Origin of the sequence: Streptomyces sp. NPDC005202 (assembly GCF_040608235.1) — a bacterium.
GTDB lineage: Bacteria > Actinomycetota > Actinomycetes > Streptomycetales > Streptomycetaceae > Streptomyces.
Genome location: NZ_JBEXHW010000035.1, coordinates 41,922 through 67,862, shown reverse-complemented (window position 1 = coordinate 67,862; position 25,941 = coordinate 41,922). Strand labels below are relative to the sequence as shown.

At 71.5% G+C, this 25,941-nt stretch carries 14 protein-coding genes and 7 pseudogenes; 13 read left to right on the top strand and 8 right to left on the bottom strand.

The genetic code is table 11. The features are described 5' to 3' along the window. Positions 1-96: 96 nt before the first annotated feature. Together ABZV31_RS32415 and ABZV31_RS32410 are read right to left on the bottom strand one after the other, a co-directional pair. A complete protein-coding gene (locus tag ABZV31_RS32415; protein ID WP_355900444.1) occupies positions 97-1,086 on the bottom strand; it encodes an aldo/keto reductase in 990 nt (329 codons plus the stop codon). A 361-nt stretch (positions 1,087-1,447) separates the two neighbouring features. After that, a pseudogene (locus tag ABZV31_RS32410) lies at positions 1,448-2,002 on the bottom strand (polyprenyl synthetase family protein); the annotation flags it as partial. Positions 2,003-2,004: 2 nt separating this feature from the next. On the opposite strand from ABZV31_RS32410, the pseudogene ABZV31_RS32405 reads away from it, so the two are divergent. Further along, positions 2,005-3,330 (top strand): annotated as a pseudogene (locus ABZV31_RS32405) (FAD-dependent monooxygenase); the annotation flags it as partial. 38 nt (positions 3,331-3,368) lie between these two features. Here the strand turns inward: ABZV31_RS32405 and ABZV31_RS32400 are convergent. After that, a complete protein-coding gene (locus ABZV31_RS32400) occupies positions 3,369-6,155 on the bottom strand; it encodes a SpoIIE family protein phosphatase (RefSeq protein ID WP_355900443.1) in 2,787 nt (928 codons plus the stop codon). 520 nt (positions 6,156-6,675) lie between these two features. On the opposite strand from ABZV31_RS32400, the pseudogene ABZV31_RS32395 reads away from it, so the two are divergent. Continuing rightward, a pseudogene (locus ABZV31_RS32395) lies at positions 6,676-6,964 on the top strand (AraC family transcriptional regulator); the annotation flags it as partial. Between the two features lie 193 nt (positions 6,965-7,157). Here the strand turns inward: ABZV31_RS32395 and ABZV31_RS32390 are convergent. Next, a pseudogene (locus ABZV31_RS32390) lies at positions 7,158-7,971 on the bottom strand (SAM-dependent methyltransferase). Positions 7,972-8,418: 447 nt separating this feature from the next. Further along, positions 8,419-8,916 (bottom strand): annotated as a pseudogene (locus ABZV31_RS32385) (GNAT family N-acetyltransferase); the annotation flags it as partial. Between the two features lie 272 nt (positions 8,917-9,188). Here ABZV31_RS32385 and ABZV31_RS32380 point away from each other — a divergent pair. The 4 genes and pseudogenes from ABZV31_RS32380 to ABZV31_RS32365 all read left to right on the top strand — a co-directional run. Beyond that, entirely contained in the window at positions 9,189-10,337 is a 1,149-nt protein-coding gene (locus tag ABZV31_RS32380; RefSeq protein WP_355900442.1) for a hypothetical protein, read from the top strand. 151 nt (positions 10,338-10,488) lie between these two features. Beyond that, on the top strand, positions 10,489-13,221 hold the full coding sequence (locus ABZV31_RS32375) for a CHAT domain-containing protein (protein ID WP_355900441.1): 2,733 nt from the start codon (positions 10,489-10,491) through the stop codon (positions 13,219-13,221). Beyond that, positions 13,218-13,724: a hypothetical protein gene (locus ABZV31_RS32370; RefSeq protein ID WP_355900440.1), complete on the top strand. Its 507-nt coding sequence runs from the start codon at positions 13,218-13,220 to the stop codon at positions 13,722-13,724. Before ABZV31_RS32375 ends, ABZV31_RS32370 begins: the two co-directional genes overlap by 4 nt. Positions 13,725-14,291: 567 nt before the next feature. Beyond that, a pseudogene (locus tag ABZV31_RS32365) lies at positions 14,292-14,450 on the top strand (alpha/beta hydrolase); the annotation flags it as partial. A gap of 80 nt (positions 14,451-14,530) precedes the next feature. Here ABZV31_RS32365 and ABZV31_RS32360 read toward each other — a convergent pair. Next, positions 14,531-14,914, bottom strand: coding sequence for an FAD-dependent monooxygenase (locus ABZV31_RS32360; RefSeq protein WP_355900439.1), 384 nt, complete (start codon positions 14,912-14,914; stop codon positions 14,531-14,533). Positions 14,915-15,576: 662 nt separating this feature from the next. Next, positions 15,577-16,743, bottom strand: coding sequence for a S1 family peptidase (locus ABZV31_RS32355; RefSeq protein ID WP_355900438.1), 1,167 nt, complete (start codon positions 16,741-16,743; stop codon positions 15,577-15,579). Between ABZV31_RS32355 and ABZV31_RS32350 the strand changes: the two are divergent. Continuing rightward, a pseudogene (locus ABZV31_RS32350) lies at positions 16,697-17,557 on the top strand (tetratricopeptide repeat protein); the annotation flags it as partial. The gene ABZV31_RS32355 and the pseudogene ABZV31_RS32350 overlap by 47 nt on opposite strands. A gap of 28 nt (positions 17,558-17,585) precedes the next feature. Here the strand turns inward: ABZV31_RS32350 and ABZV31_RS32345 are convergent. Then, positions 17,586-18,353, bottom strand: coding sequence for a hypothetical protein (locus ABZV31_RS32345; protein ID WP_355900437.1), 768 nt, complete (start codon positions 18,351-18,353; stop codon positions 17,586-17,588). A 340-nt stretch (positions 18,354-18,693) separates the two neighbouring features. Here ABZV31_RS32345 and ABZV31_RS32340 point away from each other — a divergent pair, with 340 nt between their 5' ends. From ABZV31_RS32340 to ABZV31_RS32315, 6 genes are all read left to right on the top strand, one after another. Further along, the gene (locus ABZV31_RS32340; protein ID WP_355900436.1) at positions 18,694-20,265 is read left to right on the top strand and encodes a M1 family metallopeptidase; all 1,572 of its coding nucleotides are present in this window, start codon (positions 18,694-18,696) and stop codon (positions 20,263-20,265) included. A 377-nt stretch (positions 20,266-20,642) separates the two neighbouring features. Next, entirely contained in the window at positions 20,643-22,634 is a 1,992-nt protein-coding gene (locus ABZV31_RS32335; RefSeq protein ID WP_355900449.1) for an N-acetylmuramoyl-L-alanine amidase, read from the top strand. A gap of 190 nt (positions 22,635-22,824) precedes the next feature. Beyond that, positions 22,825-23,034, top strand: coding sequence for a hypothetical protein (locus ABZV31_RS32330; RefSeq protein WP_355900435.1), 210 nt, complete (start codon positions 22,825-22,827; stop codon positions 23,032-23,034). A 213-nt stretch (positions 23,035-23,247) separates the two neighbouring features. Beyond that, positions 23,248-23,751 carry a helix-turn-helix domain-containing protein gene (locus ABZV31_RS32325; RefSeq protein ID WP_355900434.1) on the top strand — a complete coding sequence of 168 codons (504 nt, stop codon included), beginning with the start codon at positions 23,248-23,250 and terminating at the stop codon, positions 23,749-23,751. A gap of 534 nt (positions 23,752-24,285) precedes the next feature. Continuing rightward, the gene (locus ABZV31_RS32320; protein WP_355900448.1) at positions 24,286-24,846 is read left to right on the top strand and encodes an SRPBCC family protein; all 561 of its coding nucleotides are present in this window, start codon (positions 24,286-24,288) and stop codon (positions 24,844-24,846) included. Next, positions 24,846-25,904, top strand: a complete 1,059-nt coding sequence (locus ABZV31_RS32315; protein WP_355900433.1) for an LLM class flavin-dependent oxidoreductase — start codon at positions 24,846-24,848, stop codon at positions 25,902-25,904. The genes ABZV31_RS32320 and ABZV31_RS32315 overlap by 1 nt, the downstream gene beginning before the upstream one ends. Positions 25,905-25,941 lie beyond the last annotated feature (37 nt).

Below are 25,941 nucleotides of genomic sequence, written 5' to 3'. Positions count from 1 at the left end.
CGGCTGGCTGCATACCTACAATCACCACCGCGGACACACCGCGCTCGCAGGCAAACCACCCGCCAGCCGCGTCCCCAACCTCTCAGGGCAATACAGCTAGAGATTCACGCTCCTCATCCCGGCCTCGTCGTAGCGCTCGCCGACGGGCTCGGGGAGCTCGGCCTCGATCCGGGACAGGTCGTCCTTCGTCAGCTCGACGTCGACCGCGGCGGCGTTCTGCTCCAGGTAGGTGCGGCGCTTGGTACCCGGGATCGGGACCAGGTCGTCGCCCTGCGCCAGCACCCAGGCGATCGCCAGCTGTGCCGGCGTCACGCCCTTCTCCGCGGCGATTTCCTTCACCTTCGCCGCGAGCCGGAGGTTCGCCTCGAGGTTCTCGCCGCTGAAGCGCGGACCGCTGCGGCGCCAGTCTCCCTCGTCGAGGTCGTCCGGAGAGGCGAACCGGCCCGCGAGGAAGCCGCGTCCCAGCGGCGAATAGGGGACGAATCCGATCCCGAGCTCACGGCATGTGGGCAGGACCTCGGCCTCCGGATCGCGGGTCCACAGCGAGTACTCGGTCTGCAGCGCGGTGATCGGGTGGACGGCGTTCGCGCGGCGGATGGTCTCCGCCCCCGCCTCGCTCAGGCCGATGTGGCGCACCTTGCCCTCCGCGACCAGCTCCGCCATGGCCCCGACGGTCTCCTCGATCGGTACGTTGGGGTCGACGCGGTGCTGGTAGTAGAGGTCGATGTGGTCGGTCCCGAGCCGCTTGAGCGAGCCGTGGACGGAACTGCGCACGTGCTCCGCCGAGCCGTCCTGAGGCCCTACGGTGCTCATGTCGCCCGGGACGGCGTTGTCCATCCGGTAGTTGAACTTCGTGGCGATCACGTACTCGTCGCGATGTCCTTTGATCGCGCGGCCGACGAGCGTCTCGTTCGTCAGCGGGCCGTACATCTGCGCGGTGTCGAGGAAGTTGATGCCCAGCTCGAGGGCCCGCTGGATCGTCCTGATGCCCTCGTCCTGATCGGTGGAGCCGTAGAAGGCGGACATCCCCATGCAGCCGAGGCCGATGGCTGACACCTGGAGGTCTCGTAGCCTGCGCTGCTTCATGTGAGTTCCAGCCTTTCCTTGCTGAGCCGTTCGTCGTTCGACGGGTTCGGGGTCCGTGACGGCCGCCGCGAGCCCGGCGAGGAGCTTGATCCGTTCGGGTGTCCGGAGACTTCGGGGTCCCTGGCGCCACCCCGCGCCCGCCCCGCCTTCCGGGGGAGGGGATGTCCTGGACGGTAGGTCTTCGCGTGCACTCCAAGTCAAGGTGTGGCAGTACGCGCCGTTCACACGGCCGGAGGCCCGCCCCGCCACTTCAGGAACGGTACGTCGGGATGGCAGGCGGCGCGCGAGGATCTTCGGCGGCAGCGGAACAGGCGTCGGGCACGTGCAGCACAGGCCGTGGACGCGGCGCTGCCCGCCGGGTTCAGTGCTGGCGTACGGCTGCGGAGTGCGCCAGGGCGGTCAGGGCGCGTGCGGCGTACCCGGGCAGGTCGATCCGGGCCAGGGCACCCATGGCTTCCTCGACCCGTGCGGCGATCATCTCCTCGATCCGCTCGGGCGCCCTGAGCCGTCTCATCACCTCGCGGACCGCCTCCAGACCGTCCGTGTCCAGGTCGCGTCGGCCAAGAAGGGCGTGCAGGCGTGCGCGCTCGGCCGCACCGGCCAGTCGCCAGGTCTCCGCCAGGAGGGCGGTGGGCCGGTGGCCGCGCAGGTCGTCCAGGTTGGCCTTGCCGGTGCGGGCCGGATCCCCGAACAGGCCGAGCAGATCGTCACGCAGCCGGAACGCCTCGCCCAGCGGCAGCCCGTACGCCGAATAACCCGCCAGCAGCCGATCGCCGGCGCCGGCGAGGGCGCCGCCGATCAGCAGGGGCCGCTCGACGGTGTACTTGGCGGTCTTGTACCGGATCACCTTCAACGACTTGCCGGTGTCCGGCGGTTCCCCCGTCCGCATGATCTCCAGACACTCGCCTGCGATCAGTCGCGTCCTTGCCGCAGTACGACACCGAGCGCGTTCTGGAGGAGCGCCTTGCCTGCTGTGGCTCACGCATCGAGCGCGGAACGGAACTGGTGTCCTTCGAGCAGGACGCCGACGGGGTCACCAGCAGGCTGCGCACCGCCACCGGGGGCGAACTGGAGATACGCTCACGTTTCCTGGTCGGATGCGATGGCGCGCACAGTGTCGTGCGCAGGACCCTGGGGCTTTCCTTCGACGGCGGGGCGTTCCCCGAGGAGTACATGCTCGCGGATGTCGAGGTGGACTGGGACCTGCCGGCGGGATACACCGTGCGCGCGGTGCACCGCTCCGAGGACGGCGCCGTCGACGATCTGCTGGTGTGCATTCCCTTGCCGGGACGGTCCCGCTACCGGATCTCCATGCTGGTGCCCCCGGAGCTGTCGGCGGACAGCCGCCCTGGCGGGGCGGAGCCCGCCCACGGTCTCGACGGAGGGCGGGCTCCCCGTCTCGAGCACATCCAGGCGGTCCTCGACCGGCTCTCCCCTCAGCCGGCCACCGCCTCGGTGATGCGGTGGTCGTCGGTGTTCCGCATCAGCCATCGTCTGGTGGACCGCTACGGCGAGGGCCGGGTCTTCGTCGCCGGTGATGCCGCGCACATCCATCCGCCGACCGGCGCCCAGGGCATGAACACCGGTATCCAGGACGCCTACAATTTGGCGTGGAAACTGGCCCTCACGGTGAACGGGATCGGCCAGCCCAGGCTGCTGGGCAGCTACGACACGGAGCGCAGACCGACCGGCGAAGAGGTGGTGAGCCGCACCGTGCGGCACGGGACCCAGGGAATCCAGTCCGACCCGGACGATCCTGCGACCGTGCTGCTGCGGGAGGCCCAGCTGCTGATCACCTACCCGTCCAGCCCGGTCATCGAGCCGGGGCCGTCGTCCGGTGCCGGCCCGGTCGCCGGTGATCGCGCTCCCGACTGCGGCGGACTGCTGGACCCGATCGCGACCTTCCCCCTTCGCCTGTACGACGTGCTGCGCGAACGCGACCACGTCCTGCTGCTCTACGCGGATTCCGCCGACCAGACGCAGGGTTTCGACGAACTGGCCGACGAGGCGCGCAATCTGGCACGTGGCCAGTTGGCCTGCTATTGCGTGCTCCCTGAACACGTCGACGCCGGGCATCTGCTTCTGCCGGTGCTTCGCGACAGCCGTGGCGAGTTCCGCGGCCACTACGCGAGCGAGGGAAGCACAGCGTTCCTGGTACGCCCGGACGGTCATCTGAGCGCGCGTCTGTCCCCGGCCACGTCCTTGGGGGTGTCCGCAGGCCTCACGCGGGTCTTCGCCACCTGACCGGGACGTTTCCGGCGCTCGAGGTCAGGGAGCCGGTGTCACCGGGCCATCTCGTCGAGCAGGGCCGTCTCATCCAGCTCCGGGGTGCGGCCCAGTGTCTGCTCCGCCCAGATCACCTTTCCGTTCGCCACGTAGCGCGTACCCCACCGATCCGCGAACTGCGAGACCAGGAACAGGCCGCGGCCTCCTTCGTCGGTGGTGGCCGCGCGCCGCAGCCGGGGCGAGGTGTTGCTGCCGTCCGACACCTCGCAGATCAGGGTGCGGCCCAGCAGGATCCTCACCCGCACGGGCGGAGCACCGTACCGGATCGCGTTGGTGAGGAGCTCACTGAGGATCAGCTCCGTGGCGAACGACGACTCCTCCAGCCGCCAGTCGACCAGCCGTCGGCTGACGTCCGAACGTATCCGGGAGACCGCCATCACGTCGAACGGCACGTCCCAGACCGCGACCCGGGACGGGTCGAGCAGCCGCGTCCGGGCGACCAGCAGCGCCACGTCGTCGCTCGGGTGCTCCGGCAGCATCGTCTCCATCAGGGCCCGGCACGTCTCCTCCGGCGTCTGGTCCGGATGGGCAACGGCCGAGCGGAGCATCTCCAGACCCTCGTCGATGTCCCGACTGCGGTCCTCGACGAGACCATCGGTGAACAGGACGAGCCGGCTGCTGTCCGGCAAGTCCAGCTCGCTCGCCTCGAACGGATGCCCGCCCACCCCCAGCGGCGGCGACAAGGGCACGTCCGGGAAGGTCACCCGCCCCAGCGGGTCGACCACGGCCGGTGCGACGTGCCCGGCGCGGGACAGGGTGCAGTGCCCGCCCACCGGGTCGTAGATGGCGTACAGGCAGGTGGCCCCGGTGACCGGCGCCCGGTCCCCGTCGGCGCTCGCCGTCTGCGTGTCCAGATGCATCACCATCTCGTCGAGATGGCCGAGCAGCTCGTCCGGGGGCAGGTCCAGCGACGAGAAGTTCAGCACCGCCGTCCGCAGCCGGCCCATGGTCACCGCCGCGTGCAGCCCGTGCCCCACGACGTCGCCGACCACCAGCGCCACCCGGAAGCCGGGCAGCGGAATGACGTCGAACCAGTCGCCGCCCACGCCGGACTGCGCAGGCAGATAGCGCCACGCCACCTCCAGCGCGTCCTGCTCCGGAAGGTCCCGGGGCAGCAGGCTGCGCTGCAGCGTCACGACCATCGCGTGCTCACGGGAGTACCGGCGTGCGTTGTCGATCGCGACGGCAGCTCGCGCCACCAGCTCCTCGGCGACCGCGACGTCCTCCTCCTCGAACCGCGGCGAGTCGGCCCCCCGCCAGAAGTTGACCATGCCGAGCACCACACCCCGCGCCCGCAGCGGCACGGTGATCAGCGAATGGATGCCGTAGTCCAGCACCCGCCGCGCTCCGTCCGGATGCTGGGCCTGCCAGTCCTGGGCGTCGCGCAGGTTCGGCACCAGCACGGCCTTGCCGCGCTGCAGCGCCGCCACCATCGGCGTATCGGCCACCACGAACTTGATCAGGTCTCCCACCGGCTGAAGCGGATGCCCGGCCTGTGACTCGCGCAGCGCGGTGCGCCGCATCTGCTTCACGGCGCCGCTGGGCTCCTCGCCGCGCAGCACGGAGTCGAGCAGCTCCACGGTGACGAAGTCCGCCATCCGCGGGACCGCCACCTCGGCGAGCTCCTCCGCGGTGCGTCGCACGTCGAGCGTCGTGCCGATCCGCACGCCGGCCTCGTACAGGAGCGTCAGGCGTTTCCGCGCCACCTCGGCCCGGCCCGACAGGGCCCGCAGTTCCGTGGTGTCACGGAAGGTGGCCACCAGGCCCGGCGCGCCGCCGTAGGGCGCGGTGAGCCGTGTGTTGACCGCCAGCAGCCGGTCCCCGACCGGGAACACCTCGTCGGACGCGACCTCGCCCGCCTCCAGCAGCCGCGTCATGCCCGGCCCGAGCCCCAGCTCCGCGACGTGCCGCTGGTCGGCGTCCTCCGGGAGGTTCAGCAGCCGGCGTGCCTGGTCGTTGGCCAGCAGCAGCCGCCCGTCGCCGCCGACGATCAGCACGCCCTCGCGCACCGCGTGCAGCACCGCGTCGTGGTGCTCGTACATCCGGGTCATCTCGGCCGGGCCGAGACCATGGGTCTGCCGGCGCAGCCGCCGGCTGACCAGGGCCGTGCCCGCGGTCGCGAGCGCGAGCGCCAGCGCCGCCGAACCCAGCACCATCGGCACCTGCTGGTCCAGCACCTGTGCCACGTTCTCGACCTGGATCCCGGCGCTGACCATGCCGACCACGCGTCGGCTCCGATCCAGGACCGGCACTACCGCACGCACCGCGTCGGTCGGCTTGCCGTGGAACGTCTCGGTGAACGTCTCACCCGCGGCTGCGCGGCCGACGCCCTGCGCCTTTGTGCCGATCAGCTTCGGGTCCGGGTCGGTGAGCCGCACCCCGTCCTTGTTCAGGACGCTGATGAAGTCGACACCGGAGCCCCGCTGCGCCGTGTCCGCCGCGCTCTGCAGCAGCGCCGTCGCATCCGGCGACTTCAGCGCGAGCGCCGTGCCGGGCGCGTGCGCGAACGCCTCCGCGGCGGCCAGTGAACGGTTCCTGGCGTCCTGTTCACCGTCGTACCTGCTCTGCAGCACCAGGGCGGTGGCCGCCGCCACGACGAGCACCAGCACGATGACGACCTGTAGCAGGAAGAGCTGCGCGGCTAGCGTGCGGACGCTCAGAGACGGCGTAAAACGGCGTCCGGGTGAACGCCACAAGCCCGGACGACGGGACGGATCACGTGACCGCCGGCCGCTGAGCGGCGATACCGCTCGTGTCCGGGACCGGCGGGAACATCCGATCATGTTCCCAGTTCTAGCACTGCGCTTCGGTTGTGGGCGACCGGTATGTCCTACGAAGCCTGGATTGCGGGGAAGTGCAAGGAAATGATGGCCATGGGGTGACGGCTGCTGCTCTGGCACTGCGGGCTGCCGAGCGGTTGGCAGGTGGTGTGGTACTCCCGCTGTGATCGCCGGTTGCGGGTCGGTCGGGGCAGTTCCAGTGCCCTGCGGCGGCGATTTCGGCGATGCAGGCCGTGAAGGGTGGCCTGGGTGGCCGGCCGAGGGCCGGTTCCACGCCGTCGGAGACCGCGGCGCCCCAGGCGCCCGGTGGCCCTGCCGATGAGTTGGGCCGCCTCACCGAAGCTGATCGCCCGGGGACCGACACATGTCGTTGGCGGGGGCGAGCGGCAGGCGGGCGTACACCGGAGTCTGGCCCCCCGGACCTACGGCGACGGCCTGACCGGGGGCCGCGAGCCCGCTCCGGGGCGCCTGTGAGCTCCGCGGCGACGTGGGCGAGCGCCTGCCGGACATGGTCCCGCCGCCGGCGGTCGTGCCCCTGCTGCACGAGGATCCCGCTCATCGGTGGACGGGTCGCCGAGCCGGCCGCCAAGGTCGGCATGTCCCGCGCCGCTTTTGCCGCACGCTTCACCAGCCTTGTCGGCGAGCCACCGCTCACCTACCTCACCGGCTGCCGGATGACTCTGGCGGCGGTTCTGCTCCACGGCTCCGAGGCGATCGTCGCCGCCGTGGCCGGAGAGGTCGGCTACGAGGACGCGTTCGCTTTCGGCGTGGCCTTCAAGCGCGCCCGCGGCGTCGGGCCCTCGGTCTGGCGCCGCCAGGAGCGTCGACCGCTGCCGCTCGCAGCGACTGCGGACTGTCGTCCGGACAGTGGAGGCTCATCCGTCCGGACGGACACGTCGCGGCCGCAGTCGGCGCGCCGCCGAGCCGGCCTTGATCCAGATCGGCTCCGTGGCCGGCTGGGACATCGCCCTGCTCTCGGTCGTGCTGCGTGCGGCGGACCCGGGGTCAGTCCTTGCGTCCCACTCCGCCGAACATGGCGACTTCGGCGGGGAGTTCGGCGATGTCGGTGTCCGGACGCCAGTGGTTGCAGGAGACCACGCCCGGTTCGAGGAGTTGCAGCCCGTCGAAGAACCGGGCGACGGCGGCCAATGTGCGCTGGGTCAGCTTGGGGGTGCCGTGCTCGTTCCAGAAGGCCACCGCGGCGTCGATGTCCGGCATGTCGGGTCGTGTGATGGTGTGCGACAGGACAAGGTGACTGCCCGTCGGAAGGGCGTCCATGAAGCGCCGGACGATGCCGTAGGCCTTGGCGTCGTCCTCGACGAAGATGACGACACCCAGAAGCATCAACGCCACGGGACGCTGAGATCCAAGGTGCGCCCCGCCTGCTCCAGGATGGCGTCGATGCTGCGCAGGTCCTCATCGAGGTAGTCCGTGCGGCCCTGGGGAGTGCTGGTGAGCGGGGCCTCGGCGTGGGCGAGGACGATCGGGTCGTTGTCGACGTAGACGATGCGGGACTCGGGCGCGAGCCGCTGGGCGACCTCATGGGTGTTGTCGGCGGTGGGCAGCCCGGTACCGATGTCGAGGAACTGCCGTATGCCGCACTCGCTGACGAGGTGCCGCACGGCCCGCCGGAGGAACTGCCGGTCGGCGAGGGCGTAGTCACCGATCCCGGGGTGCAGCTTGCGGATCTGGTCACCGGCCTCCTGATCGACCTCGTAGTGCTCCTTGCCGCCTAACCAGTAGTTCCATATCCGGGCGTGTGCGGCCGGTCGGTCCTGATTCTCTTGCGCAGCTCGCTGAACGCGGGCCTCTTGGTCATGTGCTGTCCTCCAGTCCGGGCCGGTGATCGGCTCAAGGAGCAACCTGTCCGCAAGACTTGAGGAGAGCGACGCCTCGCCGCCGGACCGGGGTGTGCCCAGGCTCTCCTGGAGCGTGCTCCTTCGGTGGCGACGCGACCAGTGCCGTCCCGGGAGCCGGCCGACTCACCCGATCCGGGGGCCCGCCGCGGCGGGGCGACCTGCTGGAGTGTCGAACCGGCACCTCCCGGGGCGACTGGGACGAACCTGCGGAGATCCATCAGGAGCTCATTCCCCCAGAAGCCCGCATGTCGCGGGCAGGTGTGGCACCGTGGACGCAAGGCCTGGCTCGTTGCTCTCCCCCGTAGCGACGGGCCAGGCCTCTGCTGAGCCGTTGCCGGAGGTCTGTCACGGCAGGTGGGAGGTGCCTGCGGGACTACCTTCGGGCGGGGCGAGGGGGCGGGCGTTCGCTATGCCTGCCGCGCCAGCTCCGCCAGCGCCTCGTCCGTCAGCCGGTACACCGTCCACTCGTCCTGGGGGCGGGCACCCAGGGCCTCGTAGAAGTCGATCGCCGGGCGGTTCCAGTTCAGGACCGACCACTCCAGGCGTGCATAGCCGCGTTCGACGCAGATGCGGGCCAGTTCCGTGAGCAGCGCCCTGCCGTGGCCGGCGCCGCGGGCCTCCGGACGGACGTACAGGTCCTCCAGGTGGATGCCGTGCACACCGCGCCAGGTGGAGAAGTTGAGGAACCACAGCGCGAAACCCACGACCTCGCCGCCAGCCTCCTCCGCGACGTGCGCGAACGCCGCCGGGCGCTCTCCGAACAGCGCCTCCGCAAGCTGCTCCTGCGTCGCCCGCGCCTCGTCGGGCGCTTTCTCGTACTCGGCCAGCTCGCGGATCAGGGTGTGGATGACGGGGACGTCGGCGGGGGTCGCGGTGCGGATCACGGGCGCAGTGTCACATGGACGGTTGGCACGACGAGGGCCGGCCCCCTTTCACGGCGCCGGTGAGCGCAGGCGTCGTACCTCGATCGCCCGGATCCCCGGCGTCACCGAGGGACGACTGCGCCGCACCGCGTCCCCTGGGCGTTCGTCGCGACCTGTTTTCTGTCTCTGCGGCCCGGCGGGCGCCCGTGCTGCGGCGTACTCTTGCCTCGACGGGAGCGGAACGCGGTTGTTCCGCTACGGGGTGTGGTGCCCGCGCGGGACTGCGTGCCGCGCGCCGACGGGGGTGAGGGTGCTTGAGCGGGGGACTGGGCTGGCCACTGCTGCTCGAGGGGCAGCAGCCGCCGGGTGATCCGCTCGCGGTGCTGCAGAGCGGCTGCTCCGAGGCGGAGCGGTCGACAGCTCTGCGGCAGCTGGCCGACGCCGCCGCGGGCGGAAGCCCGACGGCGCTGAATCAGTACGCCGCGGGACTGTTCACCGTGGGTCGCGTGGACGAGGCGGAGCGGGTGTGGCGTGCGCTGCAGACGGAGCGACCCGGGACGGCCGTCGCGGGCCTGAACCTCGCCACCTGCCATCTGGCGGCCGGACGCCTCGACGAATGCGCGCGCGTTCTGCGGGACTGCCGCGACGGCGCGCCTGCGGGCAGCCGGCAGCGGGAGCTTGCCGAGTGGCGGATCGCCGAGCTGGACGAGGCGCGCAACGGCGCGGCGCGGCAGACCCGGCTGCTGGAATTGAGGGCGGCCGCGCTGCGCGAACGGGTCCGGCTGGGCCTCGCCGGTCTGGAGGATCTCAAGCAGCTGGCGCGGGTGCTGTACGCGCTGACCCAGGTCCCTGACAGCGGAGTCACCGGCCGCGACCTGCTCGACGCGGCACGTCGGGCGCGTGAGGCGGCGCCCGGCGATCCGGAGGTGCTGGAGATCCTCGTCCTGGGGCAGCTGGTCGCCGGCTCGGACGTCGAATTTGCGGCGGCGTTACGGGAGTTGGAACGCTTCGCCCCGCACTCGCGGGTACTGGACATGGCGCGCCGCACGAGGACCGACACCGGGTTCCAGGACGAGGTGCGCGCCCGCAGCGCGCGCATGCGCGAGGTGGCCCGCAGGGCATTCGCCGGCGACCGTGTCGCCGAGGACGAACTGCGCCTGGAGTCCCAGAAGTTCCCGGAGAACTTCCAGTACCGTGTCGACCTGCTCTTCGCGGTCTACAACCGGGGTGACCGGGAAGAGGCGCGCCGACTGGCCGACGGCCTGGCGGCCGAACCGTCCGCGGACCACTACGTCCACTTCCACATTGCCCAGTTCTACTGGTTTTTGGGCGAACGCGAGCGCAGCAGAAGGCACTTCGCGCTCGCCTACGAGACCGCCGTGACGGAGGGGGACCGTGAGGATGTCCGAGAAGCGGTACGCACGGTGGGTGCAGGGGATCCGGAGGAGCTCGGCCTCCGGTGACGGGTCGGACGGGGGCGCTCGTCCTGCCGACGGGTCGGACGGGGGCGCTCGTCCTGCCGACGGGTCGGACGGGGGCGCTCGTCCTGCCGACGGGTCGGACGGGGGCGATCGCACCGCCGACGGCCCTGAACACGGCTTGGCCAAGGCGCTGATGGCGGCGGAGTCGGTCCAGCAGGCCGAGGGAGTGCTCACCGGCCAGGCCGGGCGCTACGACCCCGATGCCCTGCTCCGGGAACTGGCTTGTCTGCGGGACGAGTTGACGGCCCAAGGGCGTCCCGCCGAGGCGGCCCTGGCGGACTTCCACCGGGAGTCGGTTGCCCACAAGCGTTCCTTCCTGGAGCGCGCAGGAGCCCTGCGCAACCGCGCCACACGACCGGAGGGCCGCGACTGGCCGATCGGCTTCCCGGAACCAGTCGACACGCCCCGGGAACTGCTGGAGCGGGAGGCGTCCGGGCTCATGGGACGCGGTGAGCTGGACGCCGCCCTCGCCACGCTGCGACGGGCCGAGCGGATCCCCTCGTCCCGGCCGGAGGACGTCCCGGGGTTCGCCGGACTGCGCATGCACCTCGCAGGTGAACTGCGCGCCCGGGGGCGGTCCCGGGAGGCGCTCGCGCTCCTCGACACGGTCGCGTTCGGCCCGGAGGCCGGCGGAGTCGTCGCCGCAGACACGCTCACCCAGCAGCTGCGCACCCGGTTCCAGCGGCTGCGGGGACTGCTGTGCGACGACAACGGCGCGTACGAGGACGCCCGGTACTCCTTCCGGCTGGCGATGGACGAGGCCCGGGCGTGCGGCGACCTCGAAGCCGAGTACCAGGCGCACACCGACTTCGCCGCCTCCTACCTCAAGGCGGGCCGCCCCCGGGAGGCCATCCGCGAGTTCCGCCGTGTGCTGGCCTTCGTCGAGGCCCGCGGCGGCCGGACCGTCGGTGTGCTCAACAACCTCGGCCTCGCCTACCAACAGGCCGGATACACCGGTGCCGCGCGCGGCTGCTTCCACAAGGCGCTCGCCCTGCTGGAGCAGGAGGGCGGCGAGGGCATGAGCGTGGTCAACGCGCTGCTCGGCCTCGGCGACCTGGCCTCGCGTGAGGGGAACAAGGAGGAGGCGGCCGAGGCGTACTTCCAGGCGCTGCTGAAGAGCTGGAGCCCGGTCAAGGGCGTCCTCGAGGCGGGGATGCCGCTGGTCATCTCCCGGTTCTCCGGCCTCGGGGAGGCCGGTGACCTTCTTCTGACCACAGCTGAGGTGCTCCGCGACCAGATGGGTGTCGACCTGGACGCGTGGCCGGGCCAGGCCCTCTACCGCCAGGCACGCGCGGACCGGGCGCTGCGGGCCGGGCGCTACGCCGAGGCGGTGGCGGAGCTGCGCGACCTCAGGGCTCAGGCCGAACGGCAGGCAGCGGACGTTCAGTGGCGGCTGGGGGTGACGCTGCGGCTGGCGGACGCCCTGGCGACCTGGGCGGTGGTACGCCCCGAGGCGCGTCAGGAGGCCTTCGACGTCGTGTGGGAGGCCCGCGAGCGGCTGCTGCACGGCGCGGTGAATGGAAACGTGCAGGACCGGCCCGCGCTGGTCGCGCTCCACAGCGGCGTGTACGACCGGCTGATCGGGCTGCTGGCCGACCACGGACCCGCGCTGCGCCCGCCCACTGGGCAGCCTCCGCTGGAACTCGCCTTCGATCTCCACGAGGAGTACAAGACGTGGACGAGCGGCGTCGGCCGCGAGCCGGTCACGCCCGCCTGCTTCCGCGACCTGCGGGACTGGCTGCGCGGCCACCCGGACGCCGCCGACTGCGCCTTCCTGTCGTACTTCTGCGGCCAGGACGCCGTCACCGTCTTCGTCCACCTGCCCCTGACCGACCACCTGACGGCCGTGCGCACACCGCTCTCCCGCGACGTGCTGCGGCAGGCCGCCGAGCGGCTGCGGCGCACGTTCGACGGCGACCCGGACGCGTTCCCGCCGCAGGGCCCGCTGCCGGCCAGGCGGCCGTGGCGGCGCCCTCTCGGCTTCTTCGAGGAACTGGCGCCCGCACTGCTCGCCGCTCTGCCCCACGTGGCCGGCCGTGAACTGCTGTGCGTGGCCGCCGACGGCCCCGTGCACGACCTGCCGCTGCCCGCGCTGCCCCTGCCCGGCGACGGCCGCCCGCTGATCGAGCGGCACGCCGTCGTCCAGGTCGGCAGCGCCACGACGCTGCTTCGGCTGGCCGCCCTGCCGCCCGCCCAGGCCGACCCCACGGTGTACGTCGGCGCGGTCGCCGCCCGCGACGATCCTGTCGCCGAACGCCTGGAGCGGGACGCGGAACTCGTCGCGGTCGCCGGCCTGCCGGTCACCGGCGCGGCCGGCGCCGAGGCCACCGCGGACGCGGTGGCGGCAGGGCTGCGCGGCGCGACGGTGGCGCACTTGGCGGCGCACGGCTGGTTCGACGTGGCCGAGCCGCTGGACTCCGGCGTCTTCCTGGCCCACGGCGGGCGACGCCCGCCCCGGGATCCGTACGCCGTCGACGTCCAGACCCGGCTCGACCACCTGCTGACGGCCCGGCGGCTGGCCCGCCAGGGGCTGCGCCTGGACCTGCTCACCCTCAGGGCGTGTTCGACCGCGCGCCGGGACGCGCACAGCACCGGCTACCTGGAGGGCATCGTGCAGGCGCTGCTGCACTCCGGGGTGCGCACCGTCGTGGCCACGCTGTGGGACGTGGACGACACCAGTTCGCGCAGGCTCTTCGCCGAGTTCTACCGTCGCCTCTTCGACGACGGCGGCCGCCCCGGACAGCCGCCCTGGCGGGCGCTCAGGGACGCGCAGCGTGCCATGCTGCGGCAGCCCGACGAGCCCTGGGAGTCCCATCCTTTCCACTGGGCCGCACCGGCCCTGTTCGGTCTCTGGAGGCACACATGACCGTCGACCGGGTCGCCGCTCTCGACGACCGCTCGCTGATCCTGGCCCTCGAGGAGGTGATCGAGGACCTCACCGCCGAGGTGCCGCCGGAGACCCTGCCCATGGACCGGGACGAGGCCCGCGCCCTGCTGTCGGCACTGCTCGAGGCCGGCGGACAGGGCGGCACGGAGCTGCCGGAGCTGGACGAGCCCGACCAGTACGCCGCCGCCCGCCGGGTCTTCGCCGCGCTCGTCCAGGACCCGGCGACCCGCGGGACAGCCGGCCCCGTGCTCGCCGAGCCGCCCACCGACACCCGGCTGGGCGCGGAACTCGCGATGCCGTCCCTGGTGGCGGTGGCCGGCGTGGTGGCCTGGCTGCAGACGAAGGTGGATGTGCGGATCAAGCGCAAGGACGGCAGAACGGAGTTCGAGTTCCGGCTGGCGAAGGAACCCGCCTCCGCCGGGCTCCTGAAGGAGCTGGCGGCGGCGGTCCTGCGGCTGTGGAACGGCCCACCCCCACAGTGAGGGCAACCCCGTCGTCACGGACGTCGTCAAGTGCGCGCGCGGCGGCCCGCCTGGCCGGGTGACGGTCGGCAGAAGCTGCTACGGGGCAGAGTGCTGTGGCGTGGTGGTAAAGGAACCGCCGGGAGCGGGCGGCGGCGCTCCATGCGGTGCGGGGGCGGAGACGCCGGTGTCTGCTCGGTGACGGCGGATGCAGAACCGCTGGTGCGCCTCGTGCGGTTCAGCGTTCGGCCGTCTCCTGCAGTACGGCGCCCCCGTGCGGCCCCGGTCGCCACGTTCACCACGACGTCGCCGGAGGCCGGGCCGGTGCATCGTGAGGCTGTGCGGTTGGGGCGGGCGGAACGGCTCCGGGGTGAGGCATCTGAGTTCGCGGCCGCTGTGTTCGGGTCGCTGCCGCAGTGTGACCAGCGGCGGCAAAGCGAGTGGTGTCCAGGGGGACGGTTGTAAGCCGGCCGTGGAGCGGGGGGCGGCACCGACGGTGACGCGGGCCGGGGTTTCCCTCCGGGGCCGGCCATCACCGTGCTGGCGTTCATGTCATGTTCCGGTGCTCGGGTCCGGGATGCCGCTCGGGACCAGATCGTGCCGATCGACGCCACCGGTCGCAAGGCCGCGCAGCTCATCGCTGACGCCGAGCTCAAGGTGTACGAGGCCGGCAGCCACGGCATCGCGATGGTCGACGGGGACAAGCAGCGGTTCAACCGGGACCTGGTGGACTTTCTCGCCCGCTGAACGGCTGGCTGTCGCGCTGTGTCACGCGTGACGACGAGACGGATGACTGACGGCCCAGCTCGGCGGGCCCCTCGTGCCGGTCAGTGGTGTGCGTTCATGTGGGCGAGGGTCTGCCGCGCGCTGTCATGGGCGAAGGCGCTCCGGATACCTTCGGCGGCGCCCTCGGCGGCCTTGATGGAACGGGGCAGCAGGGTGTTCTCGTAGGCCGTGACGACCTCGTCCAGTGTGGGCTCGGTGACGAGGGCGCGGGCGAGGTCGGCGTCGAGCATGGCCAGGTTGGCGCCCATGCCGGAGAAGGGGGACATGAGGTGCGCCGCGTCGCCGAGAAGGGTGACGCCGGGGGTGTGGGGCCAGGTGTGCGGGACGGGCAGGGCGTACAGGGGCCGGTTGACGAATCCGGTGTCGGTTTCGGTGATGAAGCCCAGCAGGGTGTCGCTCCAGCCCGCGAACCGCTGAAGTAGCACGTCGCGTACGGCCGTGGTGTCGGTCGAGTAGTTGGGGCCAGTTCTCGTCGGTGCGCATGCCGATGTAGGTGCGGATCTGTCCGCCGCTGTTGCGTTGGGCGACGAAGCCCTGGTTGTTGTCGAGGGCCATCAAGGTGCCGTTTTCGGTGAGGGCGGCGAGCTGCGGATGCCGGGCGTCGGCGTTGTCGAGGCCGGTCTCGACGAAGGTGACGCCGGTGTAGAGGGGCGCAGCATCGGACAGGAGCCGGCGGACCTCCGACCGGGCGCCCTCGGGGCGCCGTCGGCTCCCACGAGGAGAATCGGCTTCGGCGGTGGCGCCGTGGGCGAAGTGCAGGCGGTGCGTGCCGTTGCCGAGCGGCTCGGCGCGTTCCAGCTTGTGGCCCCACCGCACGGTTCCCGGAGTGAGGGAGTCCAGCAGAAGGTCGCGCAGTTGGCCGCGGTCGATCTCCGGGTTGCCGTCCTCGGGGTCGGCTGCGGGCGGCGTCGAACAGGACGCGTCCGTCGCGGCCGACCAGGCGCATCCGCTGGCCTTCGGGGCGGGCGAGGGGCAGGAAGTCGTTCCAGAGTCCGGCTTCGTGCAGGGCCCTCTGGCCGGAGTCGGGGTGCATGTCTGGCGGGCTCCGTCCTCCGGAGGGCGGAGCCCGCCGCCGCAGGCCGGAGTGTCAGGCGGTGTGCAGGGTCAGGCCGTAGCGGTTGAGGATCTCGTTGACGGGCTGGAACCAGGTCTCGCCTCCGCTGGTGCAGTTGCCCCAGCCGCCGGAGGTGACTCCCTGTGCCTGGTCGCCGCTGATGAAGGAGCCTCCCGAGTCGCCGGGTTCGGCGCAGACACTGGTCTTGGTCATCTCATGCACCGCGCCCTGGCTGTAGTTGACCGTCTCGTTCTTGGCCAGCACCGTGCCGCAGTGCCAGTGCGAGGTCGAGCCCGACCGGCAGATGGAGGCGCCGACGGGTGCCTCGGCCGAGCCCCGTACGAGCTGGTCGGAGACGGTGCCCCAGCCGAGCACGACCGGAACCGTCCACCAGCCGTTGCCGACGCTGACCCAGGCGTAGTCGTTGTCGGGGAACGAGGACCCCTGGAAGGTGCCGATGTAGGAGCCGTCCCAGCCGCTGACCCCGGCGCCGGGCTGTCCGCAGTGCCCGGCGGTGACGAAGCCGCCGTACACCGAGAATCCGATGGAGCAGCGGACGTTCCCGGTGTAGTAGGGGTCGCCGCCGACGGTTCCGGCGGCGTAGGTGCGTGGTGCGGCGGCGGCCTCCTCGACGGTGACCGGACCTGTCCGGCGCGCGCGGGTGAGGAACCGTTGCACGTCCTTGTCCGCGCGCCGTCCGTGGAGGACGGTGACGACGACCGTGCTGGTCTTGGGGTCGACGTGCCAGCTGCTGACGCTCTTGGGTGCGGACAGCTTGTCGAGCCGTGCCTTGGTCGCGTCGAGCTGTCCGGCGCTGTGGGCGACGGTGCGGACGGCCGCGCCGGTGGCGCGCAGCGCGCGGACCGTGGTGGTGGGGGCGTCCGGGGTGAGGGCAACGGTCAGCTTGCCGCTCGAGGAGTCGATCCAGGAGCCGCCGTAGGATGCGCCCGCGGTTCGGCGGGCCTTCGGTTCGAGATCCGTTGCCGTCCTTTCGGTGGCCAGACGTGCCTCGGCCTGGGTCCGCGACAGGCCCAAGTCCCGTTGCATGGCGTCAAGGAGTCCTGCCGAGGCCGGCTCCTTGGCTGAGGTCGTGGGGGAGGGCGAGCCGTCGGCGGAGGCGGGTGATGCGCTCACGGTGGTGGGGGCGCCGAGCATGAGCAGCGCGGTCAGGGTCAGGGCGGTGCATGTGCTGCGTCTCATGGGAGTTGCCCTTCGTTGTTCCATCGAGGTGGGGGTGGAACGGCAGTTCTCTGAGAGCGCTCTCATCGCTGCGGGGCCGAGTGTAGCCCCGGATTGTGGACAGGTCCATGCCAATTTCGCCTCGTCGGCGCGACATCAGCACGTCGCGTCGGCCCGGGCCTTTCGTGGAAGGGAACCGGGAGCCCGCGTCGGCTCGTCCATCAGGAGGGACCGGTACGGGGGAGAAGGCCAGGGAGCGGCCATGGACGGCGGGAGTTGGAAGCGGGTCGGGCGGAAGATCGGGCGCCTGGGACGGCGGACGGACAGCGGCCGCTGTGAGGAGAACGCGCCGTTCACCGTCACTTCGACGACGAAGGCGGACGGCACGCCCGTCATCGAGGTGACCCTCGGTCCCGTGATGAGCTGGGCGCTGAAATACCGTCACGAGGCGAAGACGTACGGCCCCACCGACCCGAGGACCTTTCAGACGGGCACCGACTACGCCCGGATACTGATGGAGTACAACGAGGTCGCGGAGGCCGTCGCGACATACCGTCACATCGTCGCAGGCAAACGGGCCTCGCTGGGCCCCGACCACCCCGACACCCTCACGCGCGAACACAGCCTCGTTTTCGCGCTGTTCACCCAGGGCTCGTACGCCGACGCCGAGAAGGTGCAGCGGGCGGTGTACGACAAGCGGTTCAGGATTCTGGGCGCCGATCACCGCGAAACGCTGACCAGTGGCACGAACCTCGGCGAAATCCTCCACCGCCTCCGTCGGCTGGAGGAGGCGGAACAGGTGCACCGGAAGATCACCGACGGTATGTCACGGTCGCTGGGCGACGACGCGCCGGACACCCTGCTCAGCCGAATGAAGCTGGTCGGCGTACTGCGAGCCGGGGCAGCAGCGCGACCGCGTTCCCCAGCACGTCGGCCGCCGCCTGCCAGTCGCCGAGAGTCGCCCGGGAGTGTCCCAGGACGCCCAGGGCCTGAATGCGGCTGCTGACCGGGGCGGCAGGTACCTGCGAGGCGGCGGTGGCCACCTCGGCGGCCTCACGCACCAGGTCGCGATCGCCGGTGCGCAGATGCTCGGCGCGCAGCGCCTGGGAGAGTGAGTGCCGGGTCGCCATCTGGCCGGGGTGCTGGGGCGGGAAAACGGCGGCGGCCTGCCGCAGCAACTCGATGCACTCGCGCAGGTCGGCGAGGTCGCCGAGGGCGTCGTACCGCTTGCGCAGGGCGTAGCCGAGGCCGTCGAGGAACAGCCTGCGATCGTCGTCTTCCGGCGGGCACAGGGCAAGGCCCTGCCGGTAGTACCCCACCGCGTAGTCCAGCGACGTCAGGTCGCCGGTGCGTCGGTGGGTGGCCTCCAGCAGAATCGCCTTGGCGAAGTTCCCCCGCCCCGAAGCGCTGAAGCTCGCGGACGCGGTCGGTGCGACGAGGAGGGGGCGACATGCGACATGCCGGCCCAGGCCGCACACGCGGCATCGCGGCCGACGCCGGGCCCATGCCAACACAACCGTGGCGACGACGACCACGGTCGCCATCACAACAGGAACCACGGACGGTTCGACGACGACCACGGCTGCGGCGACCACAGCAACGGCCACGGCGACCACGGCGACCAAGGACACGCCAGGTGATACCACCCGCCGGGCCCGGCTCCTCTCTCCCTCCCGGGGCCGGGGCCGGGGCCGGGGCCGGGGCCGGAGCCGGAGCCACCCGCCTGCCCATATAGCCCGTGCGGGCGGGTGATACGAGGACATAGGTCGCTATGGGGATCTCTTGCTGCCATAGTGCGGCCATGGAGATCACGACCGCTGGCAGCCGAGTCAGTCGTACGACCGGCAGCCGTGTGCGTCAACCGACCGGCAGCCGCGTCCATCGGCCGATGAGCAGCCGTGTACGCCGGCCGATGAGCAGCCGCGTACGCCGGCCGATCCGTGCATCCCACGCCGCCGACCGGTCCCTCCGGTGAAGGCGTCGCTCACGCGGTCCCCGCAAGAGCCGGCCCGGAGGGGGCGCCCCCGCCGTGGCCTCCGTACCCGCCGCACGGCCCTCGCCCTCGCTTTCACCGGTGCCGCCGGGATCACCGCTGCCGCCGTCCTCGCCGGCGCCCTCCCCTACGGGGGCCACCGCTTCCCCGCCCACGGCCCCTCCGCCGCCTCGTCCGTCGAGGCCCCGTCCCCCGGCGCCCCGGGCATCGGCGACCCGCTCATGCCGCTCGACGGCAACGGCGGCTACACGGTCCGCCATTACACCCTCGCCTTCGACTGGCGGGCACCGAGGACGCCCTTCGACGCCAGCATCACCATCAGCGCCACCGCCATGCAGGCCCTGTCCCGCTTCGACCTCGACTTCGCGGGCAACACGCTGCACACGGTCACCGTCGACGGCGCACCGGCGACCGCCGTACGCGACGGCGACGAACTCGTCGTCACTCCCGCGAAGCCGATCCCCCACGGCAGCACTTTCACCGTGCGGGTCGCCTACACCGCCGACCCGACGCAGCGACGGCACCGCGGCGACGCGATCGAAGACTACGGCTGGGTGCCCACGCCCGACGGCACCGTGCTCTATCCGCAGCCCAACGGCGCCAAGATGATCTTTCCGGCGAACGACCACCCGAGCCTGCGGGCGCCGGTCACCTTCCGCATCACCACCCCACCGGACCTCAGCGCAGTGGCCAACGGCCGGCTCGTCGAGCGCGTCCGGCGACCCGACGGACGGGTCCGGTGGACGTACGACTCCGAGCAGCCGGTCGCGGCACAGCTGGTCCAGGTGGCGATCGGGAAGTTCGCGTTCGTCGACAGCATCGGCCCACGCGGACTGCCCCTGCGGGACGTGGTTCCGGATGGCCTGGTCACCGACACCGAGGCATACCGCTCGCTCACCCCCGAGCACCTGGCCTGGCTGGAACGGCGGCTCGGCCCGTACCCCTTTCGCCGCTACGGCGTGCTGGTCGGGGACACCGACCTGCCGGTGGCGCTGGAGACGCAGTCGCTGTCCGTCGTGCCGAGGGCCGACCTGCTGAGTGACCGGGTCGACGCCGAACGCAACCTCGTGCACGAACTGACCCACCACTGGACCGGCGACAGCGTCGCCATCCGGCGGTGGTCCGACCTGTGGCTGAGCGAGGGGCACGCCCGCTTCTACGAACGTCTCTACTCCGACGCGCACGGCGGCGACAGCATCGAGGCCGCGATGCGGGCGGCGTACGAGCAGCACGACCAGTGGCGTCACGACGACGGAGCGCCCGCCGAACCCACCGAGCCGACCCTGTTCAAGCAGATGCGGTACGACGGCTCGGCGTTGGTGCTCTACGCCCTCCGGGAGAAGGTCGGCGAGGAGACCTTCGACAGGATCGAGCGGTCCTGGGTGACGAAGTACCGGGGCCGGGCCGCCGGCACCCGGGACTTCGTCGCGCTCGCGTCCGAGGTCGCCGGCGAGGACCTGAACCCGTTCCTGGCCCCGTGGCTGTACGGGGCGCACACTCCGCCCATGCCGGGGCACCCCGACTGGCAGGTGGACCCGGTCCACGACTGAGCCGTCCACCCCGCCCCCGGCCCCCGTACCGCACCGCGCGGTACGGGGGCTTGTCGTATCGCACCGCGCGGTGCGGGGGGTTGCCGTATCGCACGGCGAGGTACGGGGGCTTGCCGTACGGCACCGCGCGGTACGGGGGAGTTGCGCTGAGTCCCCGCCGGAACGGACGTGCTGCCGCCGACCGGGTGGCCTCTGCCGGGCGGCTGGGCCACCCCGGTGACGCTTGGCGCGACGTGGCGTGGCGGGCACGAAAACGTAGGGGGTGGCGTTAAAGGGCAACTCCTTTGTCCTGGCTGCGACGAGCATGGTTGGAGGCCCTTGCTATGAGAAGACGTGTCGCCCCCCTTGTCCCCCGCGCCGTACGTGCGCGGCGGCGGATGGTCTGCGTGACCGCGTCGGCGGCCGCGTCGGCGGCGCTCCTGGTGCCGCTGCTGACCGGTCCGCCGGCCGGCCTCGGAGTGGCGGCCGACCAGCGCCTGCAGAACGTCTTCACGGCCGCCGCGGACGAATACCACGTGCCGCGGAGTGTGCTCATGGGCGTGTCCTACCAGCAGTCGCGTTGGGACTCCCATCCGGGCGCCCCGAGCGTCGGCGGCGGCTACGGGCCGATGCACCTGGTGGACGCCCGTCAGGCCCAGACCCAGATCCCGGCCCAGACGCAGACCCCGGCCCAGACCCCGGCCCCGGCGGCGCACAGCGGGAGTGCCCGGCCGCGCGCGGTGACGGCGGGGCCGTCGGCCTCACATGAGGCGAACTCCTCGGGCAGCCGCTCCGAGCAGCCGGCGGACCTGCGACGCGCCGCCCGCCTGATCGGGGCCCCGGAGGGGCGCCTGCGGACGGACGCCGCCGCCAACGTCCGCGGCGGCGCGGCACTCCTGGCGGCGACGCAACGGCAGCTCGGCAAGCCGCTCAGCGCCGACCCGGCGGACTGGTGGGAGGCGGTGGCGCGGTTCCCGGGCGCGGGTGACACGGCGTCGGCGGCGACGTACGCGAACGACGTCTTCGCGGTGATCCGCCAAGGCGCGCACCGCACCACCGACGCGGGGCAGCAGGTCACCCTCCCCGCCAGCCCGGGCGTACGCCCCCACACCCCCGGCCCGCAGGGAGCACAGCGGGCGAAGGAGGTCGAGTGCCCGGCGGAGCTGTCCTGCGACTGGCTCAGCGCGCCGTACGTCGAGTTCGACGACGGGTACGGCAACCACGACCTGGCCGACCGGCCCAGGGACCAGAAGATCGAGTACATCGTCATCCACGACACCGAGGCGAAGCTGCCGTCCATGCTCCAGACCGTGCAGGATCCGACGGAACCGTCGTGGCACTACTCGGTCCGCTCCAGCGACGGCCACATCACCCAGCACGTCAAAACCAAGGACGTGGCCTGGCACTCCGGCAGCCAGTTCGTGAACGCCCGCTCGATCGGCATCGAGCACGAGGGATTCCTCAGGCAGCCCGGCGCCTGGTACTCGGAACAGATGTACCAGGCCTCGGCCCGCCTGGTGCGTTACCTGGCGAAGAAGTACGGCATCCCGCTCGACCGGCAGCACATCTTCGGCCACGACAACGTGCCGCCCCCGACCGCCTCGAGCATCCCCGACATGCACGACGACCCCGGCCCCTTCTGGGACTGGCGCCACTACTTCGACCTCCTCGGCGCGCCACTGCGTGCCACGGCCGGACCGGACAGCGACATGGTCACCGTGCTGCCGGACTTCGCCACGCACAAGCCCCTGTTCACGGGGTGCACCAAGACCGGTGTGCCGTGTGCGCCGCACGGCTCCAGCGCGGTCCGCCTCCACACCGAGCCGGACGAGAACGCCCCGCTGATCCAGGACCCGGGCCGGCGCCCGGACGGCGACGCCTCCACGGTGGACGTCAACGACCTGGGTTCGCGGGTCTCCGCCGGCCAGACCTACGCGGTCGCGGGGCGCAGCGGCGAGTGGACGGCGATCTGGTACCTGGGCCGGAATGCGTGGTTCAGGAACCCGCAGAAACACCCGACGGCCGTCGGTGCGACCGGCCGGATGGTGACTCCGAAGGACGGCTTGAGTGAGATCCCGGTGTACGGGCGTGCCCTCCCGGACGAGGACGACTACCCGGAGGGGGTGCCGAAGCCGCCCGACTCACCGCTCCCGTACAGCTTCCGCGCGGGCCAGCGGTATGTGACACAGTCCCGCCTCGGCGGTTCCTACATCGACAGGTCGACCTTCGGCGAAACACCGGACCCGGTGGTGAGCGGCCAGGAGGAGTACTACGAGATCCAGTTCGGCCACCGGCTCGCCTACGTCCGGGCGAGCGACGTGGACGTGGTGAGCGCACGAGCCACGGCAGGACCACCGTCAGGACACGCGGCGCGCCCTCCCCAGCGGTGACGGGGCGGAAGCCGGATGCTGCCTCCAAGGCCGCCGACGACCTGGCCGAGGCGGGGTGGAAAAGACCTGGCCAGGAGGGGCGACGTGCCCAGAACAGTGCGTGCCCGCCGTCACCCTCCGGCATGAACTCCTCGCGCTCGACCGTCAGACCGGTCTGAGTGATCCACTCACGATGGGTGGCGGCGTCCGTGTGACTCCACCACATCGGGGCCCCGCCACCGAGCCGATCGCCGACGAGGTCGGCGAGACGCGGTTGCGTGAGTGGTACCGGCCCATGGACCTGCTGCTCGGCGGCATCGAGACGGTGATCCCCGCCACCAGCTCCCTGAGCGGGACGATCGACCTGGTCATGAACAGCTCCGGCCTGGCCGCGCTCGCCGAGGCGCAGGCCACCGGCTGAACTGGTTCACAGGAGCGCGCGTGACCTTGTCGGCGCGCGCCGCTGAACGTTGAACTCGGCATCGCGCTGCAGGAACATTCGCCCCGCACGGAGACGCGGACCGTGGGAGGGGCCGAGCCCGAGACCGGCTCTTGGGAGGCGTCGGACCGGGGCCGAGGCGGCGGAGTTCTCGTCGGATGTCAGTTCACTAGAGGAACCGTTTAAGCTGGTCGCGTGAAGCGCACACCGTTCGCGTCCTGGCCGTGCTCGATCGCCCGGACCGTCGACCTGCTCGGAGACTGGTGGACCCCGCTGGTGCTGCGGGAGGCCTCCTACGGGTCGAAGCGCTTCGGGGAGTTCGAGGCGAACCTGAAGATCGGGCGCAACATCCTCACGCAGCGGTTGAACCGGCTGGTGGAGGAAGGGCTCTTGGAGCGGGTGCTGTACCAGGAGCGCCCGGAGCGCTACGAGTACCTCCTCACCGACAGCGGCCGCGACTTCTTCCCCGTTCTGGCGGCCATGGCTCACTGGGGCGACACCTGGCGTTCGGGCAACGAGGGTCCGCCCGTGGTGATGCGCCATCAGTCCTGCGGACACGCCACCCACGCGGAGGTCGTCTGTGCCCACTGCGGTGAGCCCCTGAAGCTGGAGGACGTCACCTCGGAACTTGGCCCCGGATACCCTCAGCGACTGCGGGAGAAGGCCGAGCAAATGCCCCGCTTCGCCGCTCAGCAATAGCCACTGGGGACCTTCCCGAGGCCTGGAGCGCAGCAGTCCGGCCAGAGCGTCGGACAGCAGCGGCGTATCCCCGGTGCGCTGCCGGACCCTGACGAGTCGGCGTGTCCGCAACTCCCCAGCCCCCTGTCCGGTTCGGCCGCGTCCCGTCCTGGGTGGGGACCGCCTTGCGCCGTGCGCAGGCCCACTGGGGCGTGCCGTTGGTGACGGCGCCGGCCATCGGCAGGCGGATCGGATGGCGATGGTCGGCGCATGCGTCTTGTCTCTGGTTCGCGGTTCGGCGAAGCGAGTCAGTTGCACTACTGAACACACCTCTCTAGGGTGCTGCCCAGAGCGTCAGCCTTGCGGCGCCCCCGAAGGATCCAGGAGGACCCCGATGAGAAGCCGCTGCGTCTGGACTCCCACCTGAAGGGCAGGCACCGGCTGACCTCCCCTCATGTCCGCCCGCTCCCACGCGCCTCGGCCGGCCGGTCTTCACATTTCCGTACTCACCCCCTGAGCGTGCAGGGGCGTTCAGAACAAGGAGGTCATCCGATGGTGGAATGGACAGGCGCACGGTACCCGGACAAGCCGACGGTGGAGGCGGCGGTCTGGATCGACGCCCCGCCGCAGGCAGTGTGGGACCTGGTCTCCGACATCGGTTTGATGCCGCGCATCAGCAACGAATTGCAGTCGGTCGAGTGGCTCGACGGCTGCTCGGGCCCCCGCGTCGGCGCCCGCTTCCTGGGTCGCAGCAGGCACGAAGCGCTCGGTGAATGGTCCACCACCTCGTACGTCGTCACGTACGAACCGCCGCGCGTGTTCTCCTGGGCCGTCCAGGACCGGCAGAATCCCTCGGCCGTCTGGCGGTTCACCCTCGAACCCCAGGAGGGCGGCACGCTGCTTCGGCAGTGGGCGCAGCTGGGCCCCGGACCCTCCGGGCTCTCCTTGGCCATCGAGCAGATGCCGGACAAGGAACAGAAGATCGTCTTCGTGCGGCTGCGGGAGTTCGAGACCGCCATCCGCGCCACCCTGACCACCGTGAAAGAGATCGCCGAAAGCGCGTCCGGAGCCACCTCCGCCGCCACGGCAGCAGACGCAGGAAAGGCGAGTGAGTGATGCGCACGTCGACCACCATCGAAGCCTCACACGGCAGTTGGCGCGAGACCGTCGACTTCGTCACCGAGGCCGAGAAGCTGGGACTCGACATCTGCTGGGTGGCGGAGGCGTGGGGCGCCGAAGCGCCTTCCCCGCTGGGCTATCTCGCCGCCCGCACGGAACGGATGCTGCTCGGCTCCGGCGTCATCCAGCTGGCGACGCGCACACCGATGGCCATCGCCCGCGCCGCGATCACCCTGTCGAACCTCTCCGAGGGGCGTTTCCTGCTGGGCCTGGGACCCTCCGGCCCGCAGGTGATCGAGGGCCTGCACGGGGTGCCCTTCGCCCGGCCGCTGTCCCGGATGCGCGAGACCGTCGAGATCGTCCGGCAGGCGGCGACGGGGGAGAAAGTCGCCTACACCGGACGGGAGTTCACCATCCCCCTTCCGGGCGGCGAGGCGAAACCGATGCGTCTGGACGTGCGCGCCGAGCACGACATCCCCATCTACCTGGCCACCCTCTCGCCCAAGATGCTGCAGCTCACCGGAGAGATCGCGGACGGGTGGCTGGGCACGAGCTTCGTTCCCGAGGGCGCCAAGGCGGCGTACTTCGACCACCTGGACCGCGGACTGGCCACAGCTGGCCGCACCCGCGCCGACCTCGACATCTGCCAGGGGGCGGAAGTCGCCTTCGCCGAGGACGAGGAGGCCCTACGCGCCATGGTGGCCGGACGCAAGAAGGAACTCGCCTTCAGCCTGGGCGGGATGGGCTCCGCCAGCACCAACTTCTACAACCAGGCATACAGCCGCCAGGGGTGGGCCGAGGTCGCCACCGAGGTCCGCGAGCGCTGGCAGGCCGGCGACCGGGACGGCGCGGCCGCCCTCGTCACCGACGACATGGTCCTCGCCACCACCCTCATCGGAACCGAGGACATGGTGCGCCGGCGTCTGCGGGTCTGGCGCGACGCCGGCGTGAAGACCGTCCGCTTCTATCCCGCGGGCGACACGCTCGACACACGGCTGACCACGCTGGGGCGCGCCCTCGATCTGGTCCGCGAGATGAACAGTGAGACGGCGTAGCAGCAGGCGCCTCTTGCGTATCACCGCAGAGGCGCGT